At 44.9% G+C, this 25,929-nt stretch carries 22 protein-coding genes; 12 read left to right on the forward strand and 10 right to left on the reverse strand.

The genetic code is table 11. The features are described from left to right. Nucleotides 1-49: 49 nt before the first annotated feature. The 5 genes from ACIGBN_RS13985 to rpoE are packed head-to-tail and all read right to left on the reverse strand — an operon-like array spanning nt 50 to nt 4,192. On the reverse strand, nt 50-1,477 hold the full coding sequence (locus ACIGBN_RS13985) for a DegQ family serine endoprotease (protein ID WP_133004235.1): 1,428 nt from the start codon (nt 1,475-1,477) through the stop codon (nt 50-52). Nucleotides 1,478-1,534: 57 nt separating this feature from the next. Then, nucleotides 1,535-2,002 carry a SoxR reducing system RseC family protein gene (locus ACIGBN_RS13990; RefSeq protein ID WP_133004236.1) on the reverse strand — a complete coding sequence of 156 codons (468 nt, stop codon included), beginning with the start codon at nt 2,000-2,002 and terminating at the stop codon, nt 1,535-1,537. Beyond that, nucleotides 1,999-2,967 (reverse strand): MucB/RseB C-terminal domain-containing protein, encoded by a 969-nt coding sequence (locus ACIGBN_RS13995; protein ID WP_396666113.1) that lies wholly within the window; start codon nt 2,965-2,967, stop codon nt 1,999-2,001. The genes ACIGBN_RS13990 and ACIGBN_RS13995 overlap by 4 nt, the downstream gene beginning before the upstream one ends. 5 nt (nt 2,968-2,972) lie before the next feature. Then, nucleotides 2,973-3,602, reverse strand: coding sequence for a sigma-E factor negative regulatory protein (locus ACIGBN_RS14000; RefSeq protein WP_396666115.1), 630 nt, complete (start codon nt 3,600-3,602; stop codon nt 2,973-2,975). After that, on the reverse strand, nt 3,599-4,192 hold the full coding sequence (rpoE, locus tag ACIGBN_RS14005; protein ID WP_133004239.1) for an RNA polymerase sigma factor RpoE: 594 nt from the start codon (nt 4,190-4,192) through the stop codon (nt 3,599-3,601). Before rpoE ends, ACIGBN_RS14000 begins: the two co-directional genes overlap by 4 nt. A 214-nt stretch (nt 4,193-4,406) precedes the next feature. Here rpoE and nadB point away from each other — a divergent pair, with 214 nt between their 5' ends. Beyond that, on the forward strand, nt 4,407-6,002 hold the full coding sequence (gene nadB, locus ACIGBN_RS14010) for an L-aspartate oxidase (RefSeq protein ID WP_133004240.1): 1,596 nt from the start codon (nt 4,407-4,409) through the stop codon (nt 6,000-6,002). Here the strand turns inward: nadB and ACIGBN_RS14015 are convergent, their stop codons facing one another. Both ACIGBN_RS14015 and ACIGBN_RS14020 read right to left on the reverse strand, forming a co-directional pair. After that, nucleotides 6,003-6,302 carry a hypothetical protein gene (locus ACIGBN_RS14015; protein ID WP_396666118.1) on the reverse strand — a complete coding sequence of 100 codons (300 nt, stop codon included), beginning with the start codon at nt 6,300-6,302 and terminating at the stop codon, nt 6,003-6,005. A 115-nt stretch (nt 6,303-6,417) separates the two neighbouring features. Beyond that, nucleotides 6,418-6,693 (reverse strand): succinate dehydrogenase assembly factor 2, encoded by a 276-nt coding sequence (locus tag ACIGBN_RS14020; RefSeq protein WP_133004242.1) that lies wholly within the window; start codon nt 6,691-6,693, stop codon nt 6,418-6,420. 315 nt (nt 6,694-7,008) lie between these two features. Between ACIGBN_RS14020 and ACIGBN_RS14025 the strand changes: the two genes are divergently transcribed. The 6 genes from ACIGBN_RS14025 (at nt 7,009) to ACIGBN_RS14050 (ending at nt 13,759) form a co-directional block, all read left to right on the forward strand. Next, on the forward strand, nt 7,009-8,328 hold the full coding sequence (locus ACIGBN_RS14025) for a sugar ABC transporter substrate-binding protein (RefSeq protein ID WP_133004243.1): 1,320 nt from the start codon (nt 7,009-7,011) through the stop codon (nt 8,326-8,328). A gap of 98 nt (nt 8,329-8,426) precedes the next feature. Further along, nucleotides 8,427-9,287 (forward strand): carbohydrate ABC transporter permease, encoded by an 861-nt coding sequence (locus ACIGBN_RS14030; RefSeq protein WP_133004244.1) that lies wholly within the window; start codon nt 8,427-8,429, stop codon nt 9,285-9,287. A gap of 9 nt (nt 9,288-9,296) precedes the next feature. Continuing rightward, nucleotides 9,297-10,127, forward strand: coding sequence for a carbohydrate ABC transporter permease (locus ACIGBN_RS14035; RefSeq protein WP_133004245.1), 831 nt, complete (start codon nt 9,297-9,299; stop codon nt 10,125-10,127). 18 nt (nt 10,128-10,145) lie between these two features. Further along, complete coding sequence (locus tag ACIGBN_RS14040; protein ID WP_133004246.1) at nt 10,146-11,249, forward strand: ABC transporter ATP-binding protein; 1,104 nt, start codon at nt 10,146-10,148, stop codon at nt 11,247-11,249. Then, a complete protein-coding gene (locus ACIGBN_RS14045) occupies nt 11,242-12,672 on the forward strand; it encodes a mannitol dehydrogenase family protein (RefSeq protein ID WP_396666122.1) in 1,431 nt (476 codons plus the stop codon). The genes ACIGBN_RS14040 and ACIGBN_RS14045 overlap by 8 nt, the downstream gene beginning before the upstream one ends. A gap of 184 nt (nt 12,673-12,856) precedes the next feature. After that, nucleotides 12,857-13,759: an AraC family transcriptional regulator gene (locus tag ACIGBN_RS14050; RefSeq protein WP_133004248.1), complete on the forward strand. Its 903-nt coding sequence runs from the start codon at nt 12,857-12,859 to the stop codon at nt 13,757-13,759. A gap of 88 nt (nt 13,760-13,847) precedes the next feature. On the opposite strand, the gene xylB is transcribed toward ACIGBN_RS14050, so the two are convergent. Beyond that, nucleotides 13,848-15,344, reverse strand: coding sequence for a xylulokinase (gene xylB, locus ACIGBN_RS14055; protein WP_133004249.1), 1,497 nt, complete (start codon nt 15,342-15,344; stop codon nt 13,848-13,850). 392 nt (nt 15,345-15,736) lie between these two features. On the opposite strand from xylB, the gene ACIGBN_RS14060 reads away from it, so the two are divergent. From ACIGBN_RS14060 to ACIGBN_RS14070, 3 genes are all read left to right on the forward strand, one after another. Then, nucleotides 15,737-19,114 carry a PAS domain S-box protein gene (locus tag ACIGBN_RS14060; RefSeq protein ID WP_396666125.1) on the forward strand — a complete coding sequence of 1,126 codons (3,378 nt, stop codon included), beginning with the start codon at nt 15,737-15,739 and terminating at the stop codon, nt 19,112-19,114. Continuing rightward, nucleotides 19,111-20,118, forward strand: coding sequence for an HD domain-containing phosphohydrolase (locus tag ACIGBN_RS14065; RefSeq protein WP_341565011.1), 1,008 nt, complete (start codon nt 19,111-19,113; stop codon nt 20,116-20,118). The genes ACIGBN_RS14060 and ACIGBN_RS14065 overlap by 4 nt, the downstream gene beginning before the upstream one ends. 152 nt (nt 20,119-20,270) lie before the next feature. After that, nucleotides 20,271-21,191: a YgfZ/GcvT domain-containing protein gene (locus ACIGBN_RS14070; RefSeq protein ID WP_396666127.1), complete on the forward strand. Its 921-nt coding sequence runs from the start codon at nt 20,271-20,273 to the stop codon at nt 21,189-21,191. A gap of 49 nt (nt 21,192-21,240) precedes the next feature. Here ACIGBN_RS14070 and ung read toward each other — a convergent pair whose 3' ends face one another. Both ung and ACIGBN_RS14080 read right to left on the reverse strand, forming a co-directional pair. Further along, nucleotides 21,241-21,912, reverse strand: a complete 672-nt coding sequence (ung, locus tag ACIGBN_RS14075; protein ID WP_396666129.1) for a uracil-DNA glycosylase — start codon at nt 21,910-21,912, stop codon at nt 21,241-21,243. 9 nt (nt 21,913-21,921) lie between these two features. Further along, a complete protein-coding gene (locus ACIGBN_RS14080) occupies nt 21,922-22,815 on the reverse strand; it encodes a phosphotransferase (RefSeq protein ID WP_396666131.1) in 894 nt (297 codons plus the stop codon). A gap of 89 nt (nt 22,816-22,904) precedes the next feature. Here ACIGBN_RS14080 and hexR point away from each other — a divergent pair, with 89 nt between their 5' ends. Beyond that, the gene (gene hexR / locus ACIGBN_RS14085) at nt 22,905-23,771 is read left to right on the forward strand and encodes a transcriptional regulator HexR (RefSeq protein WP_133004255.1); all 867 of its coding nucleotides are present in this window, start codon (nt 22,905-22,907) and stop codon (nt 23,769-23,771) included. Between the two features lie 407 nt (nt 23,772-24,178). Next, the gene (gene putP, locus ACIGBN_RS14090) at nt 24,179-25,678 is read left to right on the forward strand and encodes a sodium/proline symporter PutP (RefSeq protein ID WP_133004256.1); all 1,500 of its coding nucleotides are present in this window, start codon (nt 24,179-24,181) and stop codon (nt 25,676-25,678) included. The last annotated feature ends 251 nt before the right edge of the window (nt 25,679-25,929 follow it).

Here is a 25,929-nt window from a genome sequence, read left to right on the forward strand (position 1 = left end):
CCGCAAACTTAGTTTGCGGCATTTTTTTAGAAGGTAACTCTATTCGTGTTTATTTGGTGATTTTGAACGGAATAAACATAGGGTAACCATCACGGATCACTCGCATTGGTACGGAACGATCATTAGGGATTTTCTTCGCGATTTCTGAGAAATCCTCAGCCCCCTTGATCGCCTGTCCATTAAGCATGGTAATCACATCGCCTTGCGCTAAACCATTGCGAGACGCGGTGCCACCAATAACTTGCTTAACGATCACACCCCCTTCGATATCCAAGCGTTTGGCAAGCTCAGCAGGCACATCCGCAACCACCATGCCTAAGCGGTTTTCATCTTGTTTCTTCTGCTCTAGCGTTTTTTGATTGTCTGGACGGGACTCTAAAGACAAGGCAATGGTCTTATCTTTACCATCTCGGAAGATCTCCACATCCACCTTGTCGCCGGATTTCATTTGACCAACAATATAAGGAAGCTCACCTGAGTGGTTTATCTTATTGCCGTCAAAAGCAAGAATGATATCGCCTGATTTCAAACCTGCTTTCTTAGCAGGCGAGTCAGGCATGACTCGACTAATAAGCGCGCCATGAGGGCGTTTAAGACCAAAAGACTCGGCCAAATCGCTGTTTACATCTTGAATTAACACACCCAACCAAGCGCGAGACACTTTACCGTTCGCTTTAAGTTGATCCACAACAGACATAGCTACTTTTGAAGGGATCGCAAAAGACACCCCCATAAAACCGCCGGAACGAGTGTAAATTTGTGAGTTAATACCTACCACTTCACCGTCTAGATCAAACAAGGGGCCGCCAGAGTTACCTGGATTAATTGCCACATCAGTTTGAATAAAAGGCACGTAGTTATCAGAAGGCAAATTACGACCGGTAGCGCTTACCACACCCGCGGTGACTGTGTAATCAAATCCAAACGGCGAACCAATCGCCAATACCCATTGACCCGCTTTTAGCTTGTCCGAATCCCCCATTTTGACCGTTGGCAGATCCTTGGCGTCGATTTTAAGTAACGCTAAGTCCGTACGGCTATCAGTGCCAATGACTTTTGCCGTGTATTCGCGGCGATCATTAAGACGCACATGAATAACATCCGCGCCTTCGATAACATGGTTGTTGGTTAGGATATAACCATCTGGGGAAATAATAAAACCTGAACCTAAAGAGCTTCTTTCTCTCTCTTTTGGTGCTTGAGACTCTCCACCATTACCGCCATTAAATGGCTGCTGACCGAAGAAGTGACGAAAGAATTCATTCAATTCTTGGCTGTTTGGCCCCAATTGCGGGTTGTTGCCTTCTGCCGCCGTTTTAGTCATAACCATTTGCTCGGTGCTGATATTCACAACAGCGGGGGAAGCTTTTTCCACTAACTTTGTAAAATCAGGCAGTTCAGCAGCATGGGCGAACATAGAAAACATCATAAAAACACTGACGGCTCCTATATTAATTTGCTTAAGCAATCTGTTCATTGATTAGTCTCCTTAAGACGTATCAAGTTTTACTGTGCTAGGTGAAGATTGTTAGGTTCAAGGAGTAAAGACTAAAGGAATTTCACTACCCTGAGTGGTTTCAATGCGTAAAATTTTGGGATAAAAATCGGGGTTATTCTCTTCTTTCTGTGATTTTTTCTTAGCAAGCCAAAGCCCTGATAGAAAGCCAATCAGTGAGAAAATAACGGAAACACCAGAGCTTGCATGCCAAAGAGAAGGCACGGTTGCACCAGCGACCAAGCCTAATAATGGAATAAAATACATCCATAACGACGCCTGTAATAAGGTGTCTTCCGGGATACCAATCACCACTCGTTGCCCCACGCTGACATCAAAATTGTCAATTGCCTTCATCCGCATACGGTTGCTAGCAGACACTTGCGCTATCGCGTGATGACCGCAACCGTGTCTGGCTCGACACGAGGTGCAGCTACTTGTTCGAATGGTTTCTACTTCCGCAAATCCCGTCTCTGTGGAAAGTACCGTACCGGACTCTTCAATCATAATCTTGCCTTTGGCATAAATACTGACATTAGTTTTTCTATGGTGACTTTAGGAACTTCACCCACCATGGTCACTAAATACAATTGTTTACCTACTTTTAACGTTTTTTCTCCCGCGACGGTCGCCCCTATCAGTAAATAGGACGTTGGCTTTACCTTCATCACAGGTTCAACGAAAACAGAGATGGTCGCCATGCCATCAGACAACAGCAACATGCTGGTCCCATGATTTAACGAGCGGGCTTCTGGCCACACTAAAGAAAACCCTTCCGGTAACCAATCAAATTTCCATAAGCTTTTGATTTGCCTAGGCTTGGGCTCTACCATCTGTTTTGAATAAGATGACTTATTGGGGATGAAGTCTTCCGCTTTCAAGTTTGGATCAAAGGTCACCGACGTAAATTGTATTCTGTCGAGCAGTCCACCGTTTTGGTCGAGCATATCGTGCTTGAGCAAAAATCGATTGTGCTTATCAAGCCACACTTCATGCGCATAACGGTACTGATCTTTAGGAACCAAACGAAGGTGGTATGCATCACGCCCAGCAATACGGCCTATTTTATCGCTAACCACCAGATCATAACCTAATGTTAAACGCTCACTATCCAAACCGATAAAACGTTTGAACGGCGTACTCGACATTACTTGTTTGTCTGCAATCGATTCATTGGGATAAACACAAATCACCGTATCATCAATACGAATAACTTGTATTTTATTGCCATCAAGATCAACAAGACTTTCGTATTCTTTACCTTTTTTCTGCTGATGCTGCACTCGCATGCTATTCATTCTGGTGTTTTCGGAATGAATGAAAATCCCGTCGTAATCCAATTTAGAAAAAGACTGAGACATTTCCTCTAGCAACTGAGCGGCAGTAGGTGTCGTGGGCGCAGAATATCCAAAAGGGCTTAGCAATACACTTAGCACCACTAAGCCTGCACGTAATAATCCAGACAAGGTCATGTCTTTCACTCTTTTATTGGGTAACTAGCGATGCGTGCCATTGGAATCATCCCTCGTCCAACGGTCATAGTGGCTTGCTCTGCATGCTGACGTAAATAATTTTGCAGACGTAAACTGTCTACATCCATCGGTTGTTTTTTCAACTCAGCCAAGGAAGTAACGGGTATCGCCAAAGAGTGTGTAGTGTCTTGCACGGCCACAGCAGGCGCCGTTTTTGATGCTGGGTTTAAAATCAAATTACCACCCACAATGATGACAAAGGCCACACTGGCAGCGACCGCAAATCCACTCCAAAAATAACGCTTCTGGGGCATAATTTCGGACACCACATCAGGCGTTAAGGACGGCAACAAAGGCGCCAAAGAAACCACTTGTGTAGACGGTTTCTGGCGCTCTTCTCGCTCAATCTGCGCACTGACACGAGCCGCCAAATTAAAACTCGCATCAATATTCACATCAACATCAGACTCTTTGCGTAATGTGTGTTGAATAAGATGGAACGCGGTCATTTTTTCATTTAAATCGGTCGAGCTCTGCGCCATTAAATCATGAAGATCTTGTTGATTCGCTTCATCATCAAACATCGCAGACAAGCTTTCTAATACAGCTTGTTGGCTATCATCAGACGTTGTCATAAATCATCTCCTCCATCCATAAATGGACGTATTTGTTTTTCCACGGCTTCTCGTGCGCGGAAAATTCTTGATCGAACCGTCCCAACCGGACAATCCATTATCTGTGCAATATCTTCATAACTTAAACCATCAAACTCTCTCAAGCTCAACGCTCCCCGAAGCTCTTCTGGAAGGTTGCGAATCGCCTCATGTATCGCACTTTCTAAACGGTTTCTATTTAAGATTGCGTCCGGTGTACTTGAATCTAACAGGGCATCATAGGCACTAAATGCTTCGTCGTTATCAAGTTCGACATCGGAACCAGGTGGACGGCGGGAACGACTCACTAGATAGTTTTTTGCCGTATTCACCGCTATACGATAAAGCCAGGTGTAAAATGCGCTCTCTCCTCGAAAGGAGTCAATTGCACGATAGGCCTTTATAAAACTTTCCTGAGCGACATCAAGCACTTCGTGTTTGTCTTGAACATATCGGCCAATCAGCCCTATCACCTTGTATTGATATTTTAGAACCAAAAGATCAAAAGCCTTGCTATCACCTTGCTGGACTTTTTGAACTAACGCCTGATCTGAAGACGTTTCGTGCTGCATAGGCACCTCTTATTAAACCTCATTAGCGCGCCAGTGCTGCTCATTTAAAGAGAAGACAACAAGACACATAGCGAGTTCCCATATAATCTATAGAGACTTTATATTTGCACAGAGTACATATTGTGGAGAAATAAAATACACCTTCAGAAATTGTTCACTATTTCGTAACAACAATAGTAACATTAATACTTTAGACATGAATCAGATCAATATTATGAGCCGACACTTTAAACACGATATCGTCATCATAGGCGCTGGCGCGGCTGGCCTGACTTTGGCATTAGAACTGGCTAACACTCACAGCGTCGCCATTTTAACCAAAGCCGATATTCGCGAAGGCTCTACACTTTATGCACAAGGTGGTGTAGCAGCTGTTTTATCGGATGAAGACACTATCGAGTCCCACATTAACGACACCATAGACGCAGGTGTTGAGCTGGGCGATACCGATGCCATCCGTTTTACCGTAGAGCACTCTAAAGAGAGCATTAATTGGCTCATTGACCAAGGTGTGCCTTTTACTCGTTACGGCGAAAGTGAAAACTACCACTTAACCAAAGAAGGTGGTCACAGTCATCGACGCATTATTCATAGTGCCGATGCGACCGGCTTGGCCATCTCCAAGACCTTGATTAAAAATGCAGCCAACCACCCAAACATCTCATTTTTCCCTGATCGAGTCGCCATTGATTTAGTCACCACGCAAAAGTTGGGCTTAGCAGGCGAGAATAAGGTGGTCGGGGTTTATGCACTCAATTTAGACGATGACGTGATTGAAGTATTCCACGGCCAATCCGTCTCCCTAGCCTGTGGCGGCAGTAGCAAAGTCTACTTATACACCAGTAACCCAGACACGGCCTCCGGTGACGGCATTGCCATGGCGTGGCGTGCAGGTTGTCGAGTTGGCAATATGGAGTTCAACCAATTCCATCCGACTTGTCTTTATGACGCCAAAGCCAAAACTTTTCTGATTTCAGAGGCGGTACGAGGTGAAGGCGGTAAACTGCGCCTGCCTGATGGTTCGCGTTTTATGCCTCAATTCGATGAACGAGCGGAATTGGCGCCTCGAGATATTGTCGCACGTGCGATTGACCATGAAATGAAACGCTTGGGGATAAACCACGTACTGTTAGATATCTCACATAAAGACGAAGGCTTTATCAAAGAGCATTTTCCAACCATTTATAAACGCTGCTTAGAATACGGCCATGACATGACGAAAAGCCCTATTCCTGTGGTACCGGCGGCTCATTACACTTGTGGCGGCGTGGTCGTTGACCAGCATGGCTCGACCGATATTCGCAACCTTTATGCCATTGGTGAAACAGCCTACACCGGCCTGCATGGCGCAAACCGTTTGGCCAGCAATTCATTGTTAGAATGCATTGTATTCGCGCGATCCGCGGCGCAGCACATCATCAACAGCAAAACACAGAACGACGACATCGTCATTCCAGATTGGGATGAAACCAAGGTAACAGACTCAGACGAAGACGTTGTGATCACCCACAACTGGCAAGAGTTACGACGCTTTATGTGGGATTACGTCGGCATTGTCAGAACCGACAAGCGCTTATTGCGTGCGAAGCACAGAGTGGATTTATTACGCTCTGAAATTCAAGAATTTTATACCAACTATAAAGTGTCTAGCGATTTGCTGGAGCTACGGAATCTGGCCGTGGTGGCGGACTTAATTATTCGCTCAGCCATGTCTCGAAAAGAAAGTCGAGGTTTGCATTTCACCTTAGACTATCCCGATAAGTTAGCCAACAGCAAACCGACAATACTCAGCCCAGAGACAACAGACTGATCAATGTTTTGATGTTACCTCGCTGCGCTTCAACATTTTTTGTTGCGCAGCAAAGGAACGCAACACTCGATAATCATGATAGGACAAACTGTCTCGATAAATGACCTGATATGAAGGCCAAATACGACCTAGCCAGCCTCCTTCTCGCATCACTTTAGCAATAATCTGTACACCATTTACTCGCACAAAGTCCATCGCGTAAACCTTGCTTCCTTGCTGCCAAAAAGCCCCATTTTCATCAATAGTAATAAAAGAAGGGCCCACTCTAACCCGTCGCATTAAACGATAAAAAAGTATCATCAAGACACTTAAAAGCAACAGAGCCCAAGTAGTGGATGGTAACCAAAATAGACGCAATAGAAGTGCACAACACCCTGCAAAAAGAAGCCAGAGCGTCATGCCAATAACAGAAGGCTTAAGCGCGGTAGTTTTCAGGCTGAACACGAGTCAGGATAATCTCAACAATACGAGCAAAATCTGGGTCTTCAGGCACTTCTCTTTGCATAAACCACTCGAACAACTCTTGATCTTCACAGGCTAACAAGGTGCTAAAGCGCTGCTGATCTTCTTCAGCTAATGTTAGATACACCTCTTCTAAAAATGGCTCAAGGAGCACATCTAATTCCAGCATGCCTCGGCGGCATTGCATTTTAAGGCGCCGAAAGGCAATGGAATCCGCAGTATCACTCATGAAATTACCCTCTATGTAGAATGCGCTCATTATATCGATTTGCTGCGAAACGGAAAACGTCTTCGCAAGATTCTATGACAATAATCACTAAGTCACTGAAATGTCAGAGTTATGCAAAGAATAAACACATTTAATACGTATTTTTTTGACACTTTATCCTTCATATACAGAAAAAAGAAACAAAATAGTACATGTATTGGCGATTTGCGTACTAGAGAGTCAATTCATATCTGCCTATATTAATGATTACTTGATAAAAAATTATCAAGACTAGGTACGACTATAAAAACAAAAGCCCCAAATAGGGAGAACCTAATGAAAAGCCTTTCTAAAAACACGGTTGCTTGTGCAATATCTTTAGCAACTGCGATCACCACTGCTAACGCTTTCGCTGACACTCAAATCACTGTTGCTACCGTGAATAACGGTCACATGATTGAGATGCAAAAACTTACCCCTGATTTTGAAAAAGCTAACCCTGGTATCAAGGTTAAATGGGTAACACTAGAAGAAAGCGTACTACGTCAAAACGTCACCCAAGATATTGCCAACAAAAGTGGCCTATATGATGTGATGACCATTGGTATGTACGAAGCACCTATTTGGGGTCAACGTGGTTGGTTACAGCCAATTGACGCAAGTGGCGATTACGATGAAAAAGACATCCTTCCTTCTATCCGCAGCGGCCTTTCTTACGATGGCACACTGTATGGTGCACCATTCTACGGCGAAAGCTCGATGATTATGTACCGTAAGGATTTGGTGAAAAACGCTGGCATGGAAATCCATGACCACGACAGCTGGGACCACATCCGTGATGTAGCAAAAGCAGTAAACGACCCAAGCAAAGGCATTTACGGCATTTGTTTACGAGGCAAAGCGGGCTGGGGTGATAACATGGCCTTGGTGACAACCATTGCCAACTCGTTCGGTGGACGCTGGTTTGATGAAAACTGGAAACCTGAAATCAATTCACCAGAGTGGAAAAAAGCGGTTAGCTTTTACGTTGACCTTCTTAGTAAATATGGCCCACCTGGTTCAAGTTCAAACAGCTTCAATGAAAACCTAGCGTTATTCAATGAAGGCAAATGTGGTATGTGGATCGATGCGACCATTGCCGCTTCATTTGTGACCGACCCAAAACAAAGTAAAGTGGCTGACCAAGTGGCTTTCGCCCAAGCGCCACAAGAAGTTACTCAAAAAGGCTCTAACTGGTTATGGGCTTGGGCTTTGGCCGTTCCTGTTGCCACCAAACATGAAGCCGCTGCACAGAAATTCATTCGTTGGGCTACCTCAAAAGACTACGTAAAACTGGTCGCTAAAGACGCGGGGTGGGCTTCTGTTCCAACCGGCACACGAGAAAGTACTTATCAAAACCCAGCCTTCCAAAAAGCCGCTGTTTTTGCGAACGCAGAACTCGCTGCGATCAAGTCAGCAGACCCTAAAGACAGCACACTAAAACCTTCCCCATATGTGGGTGTACAGTTTGCCTCTATTCCTGAGTTCCAAGCCATTGGTACGACGACAGGGCAAATGATTTCCGGTGCACTTGCTGGAGCGATGACCGTTGAGCAAGCATTAGATAATGCTCAAAAAGCGGCAGAGCGTCAGATGCGTCAAGCTGGTTATTACTAGCCTTTGACAATAATAAGGCAGCGGGAAAACCCGCTGCCTTATTGATCTATTGGATCTGTCGCACGACGCCCTATTCATTATAATAAGAGACACATACCATGAAGCGCTCAATCACTCGCTTATTAATGGCGCCATCCGTCATCATGCTTTTAGTGTGGATGATCGTGCCGTTATCGATGACCATCTATTTCTCAACGATTCGTTATAACCTCTTGTACCCAGGTCAAAATAATTTTGTTGGCCTAATGAACTACGAGTTTTTCATTACGGATCCAGGATTTATCACGGCGGTTGCGAATACCCTAATACTATTAATATCCGCTTTGTCTATTACCGTCGTACTTGGCGTCATGTTATCGGCCTTAATCGACAAACCTTTTTTTGGGCGCAGCATTGTTCGCGTGCTACTTATCTCGCCATTTTTCATCATGCCAACGGTCAATGCCTTGATTTGGAAAAACATGATGATGAATCCGGTATACGGTATTTTTGCTTGGATTTCTCAATCTCTCGGTCTTCAACCAATTGATTGGCTGGGCACCTACCCGCTTATGTCCGTGATCATCATGGTCAGTTGGCAGTGGCTACCCTTTGCTATCTTGGTTTTTGTGACCGCATTACAGTCTCAAGATACCGAACAAAAAGAAGCCGCTCAAATGGATGGCGCAACAGGCTGGCATATTTTTCGCTACCTCACCATTCCTCACCTAGCACGTCCGATTGCCGTGGTAGTGATGATAGAAACCATTTTCTTATTGGCTGTATTTGCTGAGATCTTTGTCACGACTGGCGGTGGCCCTGGTTATGCCAGCACCAACTTGGCTTACTTAATCTACAACCAAGCACTTCTTCAATACGATGTAGGCGTGGCTTCTGCGGGTGGTTTATTCGCGGTATTACTTGCCAATATCGTTGCATTCTTCCTAATTCGTGCCGTCGGCAAAAACCTAACGGTGTGAGGTAACAAGATGACTCTTAATCAGCAACGCAAACTTAAAACACTTATAACCGGCTTATTTGCTTGGTTTATCGCACTTTTGCTGTTCTTTCCTATTTTTTGGATGTTTTTGACCTCCTTTAAAACAGAATTACAGGCAATTTCGGTGCCTCCTTCTCTTTTCTTTGAGCCAACGTTAGACAACTTTAAAGTCGTGCAAGAGCGAAGTGATTACTTGCTCCATGCCATGAACTCAGTGGTGACGTCATTTGGTTCAACCATCATAGCTTTGATCATTGCGGTACCTGCTGCGTACTCAATGGCCTTTTTCCCAAGCAAGCGCACTAAAGACATCTTGTTATGGATGTTGTCGACAAAAATGCTGCCTGCGGTTGGCGTATTGGTTCCTATTTATATCCTGTTCCGCAACAACGGTCTGTTAGACAGCCGCTTAGGTTTGATCATTATCTTCACGCTGATGAACCTACCTATCATTATTTGGATGCTGTTTTCGTACTTTAAAGATCTACCAAAAGAGATCCTTGAAGCGGCTCGCATGGATGGCGCCAGCCCATGGGGAGAAGTGGTTAAAGTTGTGCTTCCTTTGTCTGTCGGCGGTATCGCCTCAACAGCACTGCTGTCTATCATCTTATGTTGGAATGAAGCCTTCTGGTCGCTCAACTTAACCGCCTCTAACGCAGCACCACTCACCGCTATGATTGCCTCTTATTCAAGCCCTGAAGGTTTGTTTTGGGCCAAGCTGTCTGCTGCTTCTACTCTGGCATGTGCGCCCATCGTCATATTTGGTTGGTTCTGCCAAAAACAACTTGTCCAAGGCCTTACATTTGGTGCCGTAAAATAATTATTAGGAATTTTAGCCATGAGTTATTTAGTTATTACAGAATTACAAAAACATTACGATAGCTACCATGCCTTGCGTGGCATCAACTTGAACATCACTGAAGGCGAATTTATTGTCTTCGTTGGCCCCTCTGGTTGTGGTAAATCCACATTACTGCGTACCATTGCAGGCTTAGAGTCCAGCTCTGGCGGTACTATTGAGCTGGATGGCAAAGACATTACCGAAGTTGCCTCATCAAAACGTGATTTGGCCATGGTGTTTCAGTCTTATGCTTTGTATCCGCATATGACAGTCGCAGACAACCTTTCGTTTGCCTTGCGTCTAGCAAAAGTGCCAGACGCTGAAATTCAAGAAAAAGTTCGTTCTGTGTCTGCATCACTGCAACTAGACCCTCTATTGGATCGTAAACCTAAAGAACTGTCGGGGGGGCAACGTCAACGTGTTGCGATTGGTCGCGCCATTGTGCGCCAACCCAAAGTTTTCTTGTTCGATGAACCTTTGTCTAACTTAGACGCCGCTTTACGTGTACAAATGCGTCTAGAACTCGCTCGCTTGCATAAAAAACTTGGCACAACAATGGTTTATGTAACCCATGATCAGATTGAAGCCATGACCTTAGCCGATCGAGTGGTCATCCTAAACGCAGGACAAATCGAACAAGTGGGCACGCCTTTAGAGTTGTACCGTCAACCAAACAGTCGCTTTGTGGCTGAGTTTATCGGCACACCAAAAATGAACCTAATTCCTGTTGATACGTTTGCGGTTAAAGGCGATCAATTAACGCTAAACCTACTCGATAGCAGCGTACTTTTCCCTGCGAATCGACTAAGCGGCCCTCTGCCTAAAGCTATGATTATGGGGATTCGCCCTGAACACTTATCTTTGGTTGATGACAATGGCGACTTCACCGGTTGTGTCGAGTTGGTGGAACACCTAGGTTCTGAGGCTTACGCTCACATTCAATTAACCAACAGCCAAACTATCATCTTAAAAGCCTCTGCCCGTAGCACGTTAAAAGATGGCGACTTGGTTCACATCAAGGTGGATTCCAGCGAAGTCATCTTATTTAACGAAAGCGATCGAGTTGTTTCTGTGATCGCTGAGGAGGCTAGCAATGACTAGTTTTCTTGTTGCGACGCGTAATCCTGAGCAGCTCTCTGCTCAGGATTACGCCAGGAAAGACATTCAACCTGGCGTGGTTCATTTAGGTGTCGGCGCTTTTCATCGCGCCCACCAAGCAATGTATTTCGACCGACTTTTGGCCCTTCCAGAAGGGAAAAAATGGGGTCTGACCGGAGTAAATATCCGCCCTCAGGACAGTGCCACCTTCTCTCGCTTTAGCGAGCAGAAGGGGGAATATATTCTCAAAACAATGGCCCCAGATGGCGCCGCTGAATACGAGCATATTCGCTCCATTATCCACCAAATTGATGGCGCAAAAACCCCCAATGAAGTAGACGCGGCCATTGCTAATTCAGACACACAATTAGTGACTTCCACGGTAACAGAAGGCGGTTACTATTTAGATGAAAATCGCGTGCTCATGCTAACGCATCCCGCGATAAAGGCTGACATTGAAGGTGCAAGAAACACTTTATACGCTTTCTTGTACGCCGGATTAAAAATGCGCAGCGAAACCTCTAAAGCGAAAATCACGTTACTTTGCTGTGACAACCTCCGTCATAATGGCGAGCTATTAGAAACGGGGCTAATGCAATTTTTAATGGCCAAAAACGATCCTTCTCTCGCGGCTTGGGTAAAAGAAAATGTGTCTTTTCCCTGCGCCATGGTGGATCGAATCACCCCGAAACCTAGCCCTATTCACGTCCAAGATGTGCAAGAGCGATTTGGTATTGATGATGAAATGACTGTCATGGGGGAAGATTTTGTCCAATGGGTTATTGAGGACAACTTTGCTGGAGAGAAGCCTGCACTCGACCTTGTTGGGGTTCAATTTGTTGCAAAAGTCGACCCTTATGAAGAAGCTAAAATTCGCATTCTGAACGCGGGTCACACATGTGTTACCTATCAAGCGGCATTAAAAGGGCTAACCTATTTTGATGAAGCCATGCGTGATGACGAGTTAAAACAATACTTCACAGACTTCATTAAACAAGACGCTATTCCTGCGATCGGAGAATCGATCGTTGATTTGAACGCCTACTTCGAGATCATTGCAGCACGCTTTAGCAACACCAATATTGGTGACACTGTCGATCGCATTTGTACCGACGGCTACGCTAAGTTCCCTATCTTTGTTTACCCTTCTCTGGTGGGTGCCTATCGCCTCGGAAAAACGCCGAGCAAAACCATTCAGGGTATCGCTTGTTGGTTTGTCTTTATCCACAAAGTCGCGTCAGGACAATTGGATATCCAATACCATGAGCCTAATGCGGCGGCGATGACGGCCTTCACAAACGATGATAAAGGCATTCATGCTTTTGCTACAGACCCTTATTTATGGGGCACTGTTGCCAAAGATTACCCAAGTTTCGTCACCGACCTGACTCAAGCAATACAACAAGCACAATTAACCTATCAGTAATCGATAACCCATAGAGTAAAGTCGCCCTGCTTCTTTACTCTCTTTTCGCTAAATACGCTTTGCTGAGGCATAATGGTAACTCTGTCAGCCTCAGTAAAATGCACTCAATACTAACGAATGCTTGTAGGCAGCTTTTCTATGCATCATTAAAGCAAGACTTTGATTTTTGTTTTAGGTAAACATTATGTCCACAACAACGAAACGCAACACTCCAGAATACGAACTGGTTGATAATGGCATTGAAACCATTCGTTATTTAGAACACGGCTACCCTAGTGACTTAATACGCTGGCATGCCCACGACGATTACGAACTGCACTTCATTGTTGCCACTTCTGGCAAGGTATTTGTTGGCGACTATATTGGCAACTACAGCCCAGGGCAGTTAATTTTAACGGGCCCAAGATTGCCTCATAACTGGATTTGCCAACACAACCAAGACCCTGTTCAAGTAAGAGATATGGTCATTCGCTTTGATCATGAGTCCTTTTCTAATGGCATGAAAATCATTCCTGAGCTGGCCGAAGTGCTGCCTATGTTGCTAAGGGCAAAATCGGGGATCGAATTCTTTGACCTAGAACTGGATGATCTCAAGAAAACCTTTGAATCCGTGCGTGATAGCAGCGGTTTACAGCGCGTCATCAAGGCTCTCCCTCTGTTAAAAAGGCTGGCTCAGAGTCAAAACTATCGGTTGCTTTCAACCGTGCAGATTGACTTAAAATCCAATGAAGCCTTACAAAGAAAGATCAATACCGTGGTCGATTATGTCTCGCAAAATTACAACCAAGACATCAGTTTATCGAACGCGGCGAACTTAATTAATATGTCAGACAGCCACTTTTCTCGATTCTTCAGAAAGGCGACAGGTAACCGCTTTATCGAGTTCGTTAACCGTGTGCGCATCAGCCGAGCTTGCAATCTACTCACAGAAACAGACCAACAAATTGCCAATATTTGCTTCCAAGTTGGCTTTAATAATGTGGCTAATTTCAACCGACGCTTTCATGAACTCAAAGGCGTTACACCTCGCGATTTTCGTTCACAAAGCAACAAACGTCTGGAAGGGCAAACACTCACTGCCCATTAGACCTGTACAATAGAAAATGAGAAAACATAAAACGGGGAAGTGATGAGCAAAAGCGTCAACGTCCCCGTCTATAGTAAGTGGGCAATAACTAGGTAGGATTCAACAATTCAGATAACGGCTGATTCAAATGCGCCGTAGCCTGATAGAAGGCTTTGTATAAATCGTATTTCTTCTGATAATAGCCCGCTTGCGTGGCGTCTGGCTCATGGCTATCCAACACATCCGGTAACTGGCAATAGGTTTCAATTAAGCTTTCTATCTCTTCGCCTGCTTGCTGTTTATCACCGAGCAATGCCAAACGAGCTGCGCCCAAGCCTGGGCCGACTTCGCCACCATCTCGGTACACCAAACGTTTTGCTAGTACGTTAGACAAGAGTTGACGCCAAAAAGCGGAACGCGCGCCACCGCCAATCAATGACAAATCGGCCACATCACTGCCTGCCAAAGCCAACGCATTCTGGCAATCTAGCAACGAAAAGGCGACGCCTTCTAATACCGCAAGCGTCATATCATCAAGCGTGGTTGCGTTATTCAAGCCGACAAATTGCCCTTGAGCATAAGGGTCATTGTGTGGTGTACGCTCGCCACTTAAATACGGTAGGAAAATAACACTGGTTTGTGTTTTTTCTGAGTGCTCTAACGCTTCCAATAAAGCTTGGACGGAAAGATCCGCTGTTTTTGCTAGCCAAGAGAGCGAGTTCGCGGCACTGAGCGTCACTCCCATTTGATGCCAACGATTTGGCAATGCATGACAAAACGCATGCACGGTATTATCAGGGTTGGCTTTATGGGACTCACTGACAGCAAAATACACACCCGATGTACCTAACGAGAGCAAGCCTTGTCCGGGTCGGGTAATCCCCATACCGACAGCGCCAACGGCATTGTCTCCGCCACCAGCAACCACAGAAATAACGGGCAGTTTTAATTGCTCAGCGACTTCATCAGACAGGCGCCCAATGACATCACAGCCTTCAAATACAGTCGGCATATTCTGTTGTGTTAAGCCTGTCGCGGCCAACAACACATCATCCCATTGTCGCGTTTTCGGATTCAGCCATAAGGTGCCCGCAGCGTCTGAGCAATCTGTAGAAAAAACGCCTGTTAAGCGATAAACCAAATAATCTTTAGGCAACAATACATGGCTTATTTGAGCAAAAATATTTGGCTCATTTTCACGTACCCACTGGACTTTCGGCGCGGTGAATCCTGGCATCACTAAATTGCCAGAGCGCTCAACAAACTCCGGACATTGCGTCATCAAGGTTTGGCACTGGGACTGACTACGACCATCGTTCCATAACATGCACGGTCGCAATATATTGCCTTGAGCATCGAGCAAGGTTGCGCCATGCATCTGCCCTGATAAGCCGATCGCGTTTAATTTACTCAAATCTAAACGCTGCTGAAGTAATTCAATTACCTCCACACAGGCTTGCCACCAAGATAAAGGGTCTTGTTCGGACCAAGTCGGCTGAGGTGTGCTCACGCTCAACTCCGCCGATTCTTGAGCCATCAGATTGCCATTATCATCAATGACAACGCCCTTAAGTCCAGAAGTTCCAAGATCAAGGCCTAAATACATAATTCATTCTTCTCATATTAATCGCATGTTTCAGCGTTTATTTTTATTCTCTCTTAACGCATATTGGAAACACTTTAGTTATGAGTCAATCGTAATTTTCCATCATGCATTTTTCGTACTAAAAATGCATAGAATTCATCAAGTTTACGCACTCAGTTAAGGATAAATCCGTTATAGTAATACCACTTTCTTTTGACTCACATTCTGGGTTATATCATTCTAGCCTGTTCGCTATTTAAAAAAAGAATAGCTCGTCTAAATATAAATGAATAAACTCTGTACAAGCGATCAGGTTTCACATTTAGAACATAAGTGTTAAACCACATAATATGACGCATTACCTCACTCGTTAAACGCCAGTTGATCCTAAAAGCATAGGTAAAAATACAAGTATGACAGGACTGAATACCTTTTTTATCACGCAAATCATCCCTCAAAGCCAACTTATGGCGGGGCATTATGATTATAAGCTGGTGATACTTTCTATTATTGTTGCCATTGCGGCGTCTTTTTTCACTTTGCACTTTGCGACTGTCGCCCAATACATTCTGTCGCCTACTTATAAAAAAATTGCGCTGTTCTCAGGCTCTTTTATCATGGCGGGTGGTATCTGGAGTATGCACTTTATTGGCATGCTCGCCTTTCAAATGGGGGGCGCCGTAAATTACGACTTAATCCTCACTCTGATCTCCCTACTGCCCAGCCTAATTGCCTCTTATGTCACGTTAAGAATTCTTGCTGATAAACAATCACTCACGCCATTAAAACTCATCATTGGCGGCGCCACAGTGGGAGCAGGCATAGGCGCCATGCATTACATGGGCATGGCGGCAATGGATATGAATGCCTCTTTGCTTTATGACCCATTCTGGTTCTTCTTATCGATTGCCATTGCCGTGGCATTGGCCATCATTGCGTTGTCCATCCGCCACTACATCACCAGAACCTGGCCTACTTGGAATCTGCACATCATTAATATTATTAGCGCCGCTATCATGGGGGCGGCCATTTCAGGTATGCACTATGCTGGAATGGAAGGCGCGCGTTTTATTATGCCAGCTGGCCAACATACGATGGGGATAGCAACAAACCAACACGACGGCCTGTCGCTGACCATTGCCACCATCACCATATTGTTATCCATCTTGGCAACCAACATCACCTCTCAAATACGCTATCGACAACTGTTTCAGGAAAAAGCGGACAATGAACTGCGTCTGCAAACCACACTAGACACGGCCATTGATGGCATTATTTCTATGGACGCGAAAGGCGTTATTCTTGCGTTTAATAAAGCCGCTGAGCAGATTTTCGGATGGACAGAAAGCGATGTGATTGGCAAACGTATTTCAGTGTTATTGCCAAAATCGAATGATTTGCACAGCCGGAAGGCCCTCATAAGCTATTTAAAAAATGCGATTCAACACGGTGAAGGCTCGGATAATGAAATCACGGTACTTCATCGGAATGGGCATATTATCCCTATCCGTCTGGCCATTGGTCGAGTTGATATAGTGGGACAAAAACCCATGTTTGTGGGGTTTGTAACAGACATTTCTACACGCAAAGAAATGGAAGAAAAAATCAAGAAAAGCGAAGAACAATACCGCTCTCTTATTAAAAACATCCCAGGTGTCTCTTTTCGCAGTCTATTCCAACAAAACACACCACCTATATTTATCAGCGATGCGGTAGAACAACTCATCGGCTGGCAAGCTAATGATTTTTATCAAGGGAAAATCTCGGTTGCAGAAATCATCCACCCTGATGAAGTAGATCGCATACAAGAGACGATTAAAACCGCTATTAATGAACGCCGTTCTTACTCTCTCGAATACCGACTCAAGCACAAAGAAGGCCAGACTATTTGGGTGCTGGAAAACGGCACCATTGTTTTTAATGAAGACAATATTCCAGAATGGATAGATGGTGTCATGCTCGACATTACTGAGCGTGTGGAAATGGAAAGCGCACTGCGCAAAGCAAAAGAAGAAGCGGAAGTGGCGGCTGAAAGTAAGGCCGCCTTCCTTGCCAACATGAGCCATGAAATACGCACACCGATGAACTCCATCATTGGTTTTTCAGATCTGTTGCTCGAAATGAAGAACGAGCCTGAACAGCAAAAATACTTAGATACGATCAGCCAGTCCGCCCGTTCTTTGCTTTATCTACTAAACGACATTTTGGACAGCGCAAAATTAGAAAAGAATAAACTCGAGCTCGACCTTCAGCCTTTTATTCTCTCCGAGCTCGTCGACTCGTCTATTTCTACCTTGTGGCTACAAGCCAAGAACAAAGGCATTTCATTGCAGTTCAACATAGATGACACCCTTGCTATTGCTTATATGGGTGCCGCAGATCGCATTCGCCAAGTGTTGATCAACTTAATGGGGAACGCCATTAAATTCACCGAGTCAGGTGAAGTCGAGCTAAAGGTTTACCCAATGAAATCTCCTTTCATCCGCTTTGAAATAAGCGATACCGGTATCGGTATCGAAGCTGGCCGTTTAGAGAAGATTTTCGACCCTTTCACTCAAGCCGACGCCTCCATGAGCCGACGCTTTGGTGGTACAGGTCTTGGCACCAGTATCTCCAAACAACTGGTCTCGTTAATGGGCGGCACAATACACGCCAAAAGCACCCTAAACATCGGCAGTACCTTTTATTTTGATATCCCTCTTGAGGTGACTGAGCCACCAGCAGAAACTGAAAATAATTCATTAGTGTGCATACCACCTCAAGATATCTTGGTCGTGGACGATATACCTCAAAATATTACCTTGCTGTCGCACCTTCTTTCTCGTCAGGGACACACAGTGTTTACGGCAAGAGACGGGCTTGAGGCAGTGGAAGCCTATAAATCATTGCACCCCAATTTAATCTTAATGGATTTGCAGATGCCGAAAATGGATGGCGTAACAGCAACGCAGATTATCCGTACTTACGAAAGTAGCCATGCTATAAACAATGTCCCTGTTATTGCTTTAACCGCCAGTGTGTTAATGGAAGATCGCCGTGATGCGAAAAAAGCGGGGATGAATGGCTTTGCGACGAAACCCATTGATCGACTTGCATTAAACAATGAAATGGCCCGTGTGTTAAAAATGACCGATTTACCGTTACAAAGCACGGACAGCAAGGTGGCGTTTTCACCACCCAAACGCAAAGAGATTCATTTTGAAAAGGGGTTAGATTTGTGGGGCGAACGCAAATTGTATATTGAAGAGTTAGAAAAATTCGCCAAACAAAACGCGAGCATTAGCCAAGAACTTAGAACACTACTTGATGACAAACAATATCAAAACCTCAGCCAATCGGCACACGCGATAAAAGGCGTGGCCGCTAATTTAGCGCTGGTTAATTTATCACAACAAGCCGGCAGCGTAGAAAATACAGCGCGTACTAAGGCGCATCTAGATTGTGATGAAAATATCATTAAACTAGAGCGCGCTTTTAGCAATTTCTTAAGTGAATTGTCTCGCTTCAGTGTACCGAGTGAGAAGCAAGCTTCTCTATTAGAAAACGAAGTGAGCGCAGCACACACATTCAATCAAGAAGCGGCCCTGTCTTTGATGGACGAGATCATAACGCTTGCCGAGAGCGGTGAATTAGATGATAACAAGATGACACAATTGATTAACTGCTCTCCTGCGTCCTCTAAAAAAGCCGTGATGCAAGCCATCGATCATTTATCCAACTTTGATTTCGAACAAGGCACAATAGAACTTGTGCAGCTCAAAAAGTCATACACCGAAGGGGAAACTTTATGATACTTGGCGCCATTAACTCCCCGAGAATTTTATTGGTCGACGATGAACCGACAAATCTTAGGGTACTCAAAAAAGTATTAGAGGATAAATATCGCCTTTCTTTTGCCCGTTCAGGAGAAGACGCTTTAAATATCGTCAAAAAAGAGAAAGTCGATCTTATCTTGCTTGATGTTATGATGCCCGAAATGACCGGGTTTGAAGTCTGCGAGAAACTGAAACAGGACCCAGAAACGGCGCATATTCCAGTTATTTTTGTCACCGCATTGCGCGACACTGTAGACGAAGCGAAAGGCTTTGAAATTGGTGCCGTCGACTACATTACCAAGCCCATTACGCCAACCATAGTCTTTGCCAGAGTCAAAACACATCTGTCTTTGATCCAAGCGAACGTACTCAAAGCAACACACATTGATTTAATTCAGCGTCTAGGCCGTGCCGCTGAATACAAAGACAATGAAACAGGCATGCACGTACAACGCGTTAGCCAGTTTGCCAAGATCATGGCCATGGCTTGCGGCTACAATGAACATGTAGCAGATGAACTTATGATGGCGGCGCCTATGCATGATCTGGGTAAAATAGGCATCGCAGACAGTATTCTTCTTAAACCCGGTAAATTAACCGAAGAAGAATATGAAATCATGAAAAACCATACTCATATTGGTGCAGAGATTTTGTCTAATCCAAAATCTCATCTGATTGCTTTGGCGCACTCGGTCGCTATTTCACACCATGAAAAATGGGACGGCAGCGGCTATCCATATGGCTTGTCTGGTGAAGAGATTCCCATCGAAGGACGTATCGTCGCGCTTGTTGATGTGTTCGACGCCCTCACTTCTGAGCGACCTTATAAGAAGGCCTGGTCTATAGAAAAGACCATCGACTACATCAAAGAGCAAAGCGGCAAACATTTTGACCCTTACCTTGTCATGCTACTTATACAGGAGCTTCCTAAGATATTGGTCATCAAAGAACAGTTTTCAGAAGAGATGCCGGCGAATTAATAAAGCCGCCGTTGAAAACAGAAAAAACAACGCCACTTTAATCCGTAATAGGAGGAACAGATCGTTTAACACAAGCGAGCGTTCCCCTCTTTCACGAGCCTCTCAACACAGTCAATCATGTCGTTTATCTAAACGACTATAGGTTTTGCTCTATGAATACTTTATCTCACTTAGTGACCTCATTACTTGACCAAGACGTCACAGCACCCAATACACAACTTGGTGTATTACGAATTAATGGCAGCGATGCCGGCAAATTTCTTCAAGGCCAAGTGTCTTGCGATATGGCAAAGTTGTCTGAAGACAAGAGTTTATACGGCGCTATTTGCAGTGTAAAAGGCCGAATCATCAGCAACTTTTTTGTGATTAAAGAGCAAGAAGACATCTTGCTTGTTATGAGTGCTCCCTTGATTGAGACGGCACTCAATCACTTAAAAAAATACGCCGTATTTTTCAAAGTAACGCTGAGCGTGGCAACCGATGAGTTTGCTATTCAAGCGTCCTTTACTGAATCAGATAATCCCCAGACTCCGGACGCTTTAGATGAGTGGCTACCAACCACAATAAGTGACGACGCCATTACCCTGACGATCAGTGAAAGTCCGACACGGGCAAGCCTCTGTTTGCAACGTAATGCCAATGCCTTAGCAGACAATGCGCCTGCGTCACCACAAGCCGAACTCTTGTCTTTGCTTACCGCCAGACCGCTGATCGACGCGGAACACAGCGAAGAGGTGCTACCGCAATGGCTCAATATGCAACGCACTGGTGGTATCAGCTTCACGAAAGGCTGTTACACAGGCCAAGAAATCGTTGCAAGAATGCAATACCGCGGGAAGTCAAAGAAACAATTGGCCCTCTTTACCTGGAAAGGCGATACCGACGTGAGTTCTACATTATTAGACAGCGAAGGCAAAAGCATCGGCAGTGTATTCAAAGCAGCCCGTTACCATGACCTTAACGTGGCGCAAATCATTCTCAATATAGAACCGACTGAGGTAAATGACTTTTTCCTAGGTGAGCAAGCCGTTACCTTAATCCCTCTTCCCTATCGGCTTGAAAATACAAAATAATCCCACAAAAAAGGAGCCCATCGGCTCCTTTTTTAGGCGGGCAATTTGTTTAAACCGGGTCTAATGCCCAATGAATCGGAGTTTTCCCGATACCTTGTAAATAGGCATTGGCTTGTGAAAAGTGGCGGCACCCTAAGAAACCACGATACGCGGACAAGGGCGATGGGTGAACGCTCTCCAAAACACAGTGTTTTTGGCGATCAATATAGAGGCCTTTTTTCTGGGCATACGCGCCCCACAGTAAAAACACGACCCCTTCTTGCTCTTGATTGATCAATTCAATGATTTTATCGGTGAAGGTTTCCCAGCCTTTCTTTTGGTGAGAACTGGCTTTACCGGCTTCCACCGTCAAGACACTGTTTAGCAACAAAACACCTTGCTTTGCCCACTGATTTAAAAAGCCATGCTCGGCGGGAGGAATCCCCAAATCACTGGTCAATTCTTTATAAATATTCACCAAAGAAGGCGGTACTTTGACCCCAGGCTTAACGGAAAATGACAAGCCATGCGCCTGACCGGCTCCGTGATAAGGGTCTTGCCCTAATATCACCACTTTTACTTTCTCAAACGGGGTTTCTATCAAGGCGTTAAAACAATCGTTGGCCTCTGGATAAATGCATTTCTCTTGTCTCTCAAGCAATAAAAATTGCGTTAAAGCACGCATGTAATCTTTGTCAAATTCACTGGCTAATCGTGATTGCCAACTGGAAGGTAGTGTCATATATCAACTCTAAATTGTGGATTCAGCTATTGGAAAAGGGTTTAAAGTCGGCGTTCCTTTAAATTCATAATAGAAGCCGTGCGCGTCCGGGTCTTCAGGCGAGGTTAAATGCTTCAATAACAACCACGCCATTTCCCGTAAAGCGTACGCCAAGCCATATTGTTCTAGGCGCCATAAAGTATCGCCACCCTCTAACGCTGGCTGATAAGCCTGTATCAACACTTGGCGTTGGCTTAACGTTAAATTATGGGAACGAGACACCACAGCAAGGTCAAACAAAGGGTCCCCCATGCCAGCGTATTCCCAGTCAATCAACCATAACGCTTGATCGTCTATTAAGAAGTTTTTCGGGTTGGCGTCATTATGGCATAGCACTGGGGCTTGCGTCGGGGTAAGCCGATCCAGCGAATCTAGCTGTTTCTTTAAATAGGCATACTCTACGGCCAACTCGGGCCGAACGCTTAAATAGCCGGCGATGCCCTGCAAATAATGCTCGATCACCCGATAAATACAAAACTGATGTTCTACTGGCGGCAATTGATGCGCACTCGCTAATGCCTTCGCTATACGCTCAATATTCTTTGTACTGTGTACCACAGTCCATTCGCAAGAAGGCTGAGGCACAAAGCGGCAGGCAAAAGCCCCCTCGTCATCGTGCCAAAGTAGCTCTGGGGATAAGCGCGCTTGAGCCGCCATAGAGACGACCTGCAATTCGCATTGTCGGTTAATAAAAAAGGCGGATTCATCCAATCCGGGAACTCTTAATACCCATTGAGGCGAACCATCCCAGTCAAGTCGATAGACATGATTTGAAAAACCATCTTCAAAGGATGCCACCTCAATTTTGCTATTTTGGGGTAAAGCCACCACCATTTTGTCGAAATAGCCGGATAAATTAACCATTTTTAATCATTTTATTGCCAGAGTTGTAAGTCGCTGTCAGAATGACCAACACAACTATCCGAGTCAATAGCCAATTTTGAAGCAGATCAATGAATAAACACGAAGACATTATTCGTAAGATACAAGAACGACTGAGCACTTTAAGCAAATCAGAGCGAAAAGTAGCTGAGGCCATTCTTGCCGACCCAAAAACGACCATCCATTCCAGTATTGCAAAATTAGCAGCACGAGCAGAAGTTAGCGAACCAACGGTTAACCGCTTCTGTCGCAGCTTGATTGGAAGTGGCTTCCCTGATTTTAAAGTGTCCTTGGCTCAAAGCTTAGCAACAGGTACACCTTACGTTAACTTAAACGTAGAACCAGACGATGCACCCGGAGCGGTCACCAGTAAAATTTTTGAAGCCGCAAAGAATAATCTAACGCGCGCCCAAGAGATTTTACCTGAATCTCTTATCAGCCGTGCCGTGGATGTGCTTGCCCAAGCTCGCCGTATTGAGTTTTACGGTTTAGGTGCATCAGGCCCTGTTGCGAAAGACGCTCACCATAAGTTTTTCCGCTTAAACATGCCGGTTGTTGCCTACACCGACATTTTAGTACAGCGCATGGCGGCAGCGGGAACACACCCAGGCGATGCAGTGGTCATTATCTCTTATACAGGGAGAACATTGCCGCTCATTGAGACTGCTCGTGTCGCTCGTGAAGCGGGGGCAACCGTCATAGGTATCACGAACCCGGATTCCCCACTGACCGAACATTGCTCAATTGTACTACCCATTGAAGAAACAGAAGACACCGACATTTATACGCCGATGAGCTCACGTATCGTCTACTTAACCTTGATTGATGCCCTAGCGACCGGTGTTCTATTAAAACGTGGCCCAGAGTTCAATGCTCACCTCAGAAAACTGAAGTTGAGCGTACAAGATACTCGGCTACCAAAAGTAGAAAAAAAATAAGTCCACGAACTTACAGTAAAAATACAAAAGGCACCTAAGGTGCCTTTTTAGATTTTGACACTTTTTTGACAAGCATTTATCGTTTTTCGCCCCACCTCCAGATTTTTTTGCAACTTTGCCAGAGTTTTTTGAAAGATAATCCGCGTATACATACCTAGAATGCTCAACCTAGTTATGAACTGTGCTAAAAATGGTCAAAATAAAATATACTTGACCATGTGCTTTTAGATCATATTTCAGAGACTTGAACGTTTAAAAATTATAATTATTCGATGCGAATGGGTGGAAGCCTGCTTCTACCAATACATTGCTTAGGTCTTTCATCAAACTAATACTACCCAAGAGTATTGAAACACTCGATGTTAGTACCGTCGCATCCAAATGAATTTATCGACTAGGGAACTACAATGATTGAGAACACTAGCTACGCGATAAGCTTTACGTTTTTAGCTTATCTAATTGTTATGCTTGGTATTGGGCTTTACGCTTACAAGCTTACTTCTAATGCAGAAGATTACTTCCTTGGAGGTCGCTCACTGGGACCTTGGCCTACAGCGATTTCTGCTGGTGCATCTGACATGAGTGGCTGGTTGCTTCTTGGTCTGCCTGGCTACGCATTCGCCTCTGGTATGGAATCTATTTGGCTGGGTGGCGGTTTGCTAGTCGGCACTTGGTTGAACTGGTTGTTGTGTGCAAAACGTTTGCGTACATACAGTATTAAAGCGGAAAACTCTCTAACGATTCCTCACTTCCTTGCGACTCGCTTTCAAGATAAATCCAAACTTATCCAAACCATTTCAGCGGCTTTCATCCTACTATTCTTCTTGTTTTACACAAGTTCAGGTCTAGTAGCTGGCGGTAAATTGTTTGAAACTGTTTTCCACCTTGATTACACCTACGCGGTTGTTATCGGTACTGTGTGTGTTGTTTCCTACACTTTATTTGGTGGTTTCCTAGCGGTTGCTTGGACTGACCTTGTACAAGGCCTGATGATGGCTGCGGCATTGATGATAGTACCGGTTGTTGCGCTTGATGGTAGCTGGTCTGAATTGCCAGCAACATTGGCTGCGAAAAACCCTGAACTATTAGACATCTGGACTAACGTGAAAGGCGAGCCTTTGTCTTTGATCGGTATCGTGTCTCTTGTTGCTTGGGGTCTAGGTTACTTCGGTCAGCCTCATATCTTAGCTCGCTTTAAAGCGTCTCGTTCTAACAAAGACATCAAAACAGCACGTCGCATCGCTGTGATTTGGACTGTTTTATGTATGGCTGGTGCATTGGCTATCGGTCTATCTGGTATCGTTTATGTTGATAATCACATGGGTGGCACACTTGCTGACCCTGAGAAAATCTTCATGATCATGGTTAACGCCGTCTTCCATCCTGTTGTTGCTGGTATTCTACTTGCTGCTATCCTAGCGGCGATCATGAGTACTGCGGATTCTCAACTACTTGTTTCTTCTTCTGCATTGGCTGAAGATTTCTACAAACAGTTGATTAACAAAAACGCAACACAAAAAGAAATCGTTAACGTTGGTCGCTTTGCCGTTGTTGCCATCTCTATTATTGCTTTGGTCTTAGCATTGAATCCAAACAGCTCTGTATTAGGCCTAGTGTCTTACGCTTGGGCAGGTTTCGGTGCCGCATTTGGCCCAGCAATCCTATTGAGCTTGTTCTGGCGTAACATGAACCGCAACGGTGCCCTTGCTGGTATCATTGTTGGTGGTGTGACTATCGTTGTTTGGAAACAGCTTCACGGCGGCATTTTCGATCTATACGAAATCGTCCCTGGATTCCTCTTCTCAACCATTGCTATCGTCATCTTTAGTGTGATGGGTGGAGCGCCTGAGAAGAAAGTAACAGACAAGTTCGATGAGTACACTGAAGCATTGGACACTATGGAGTAAGCACTTCCTCTCCATAATACGAAGCCCAGTTCAATCCTTTGAACTGGGCTTTTTTTATCGCTCTCATTTCTCTTCACCTCCAACCTCAAGCCTTTTGCTGAAGCGCCACAACACCCTCCTCTCATACCGCCACTTAACCATTCCGTTTGGCTACTCGGCTACTCGGCTACTCGGCTACTCGGCTACTCGGCTACTCGGCTACTCGGCTACTCGGCTACTCGGCTACTCGGCTACTCGGCTACTCGGCTACT

It is taken from the genome of Marinomonas sp. NPDC078689, from assembly GCF_044542435.1.
GTDB classification, from domain to species: domain Bacteria; phylum Pseudomonadota; class Gammaproteobacteria; order Pseudomonadales; family Marinomonadaceae; genus Marinomonas; species Marinomonas arenicola.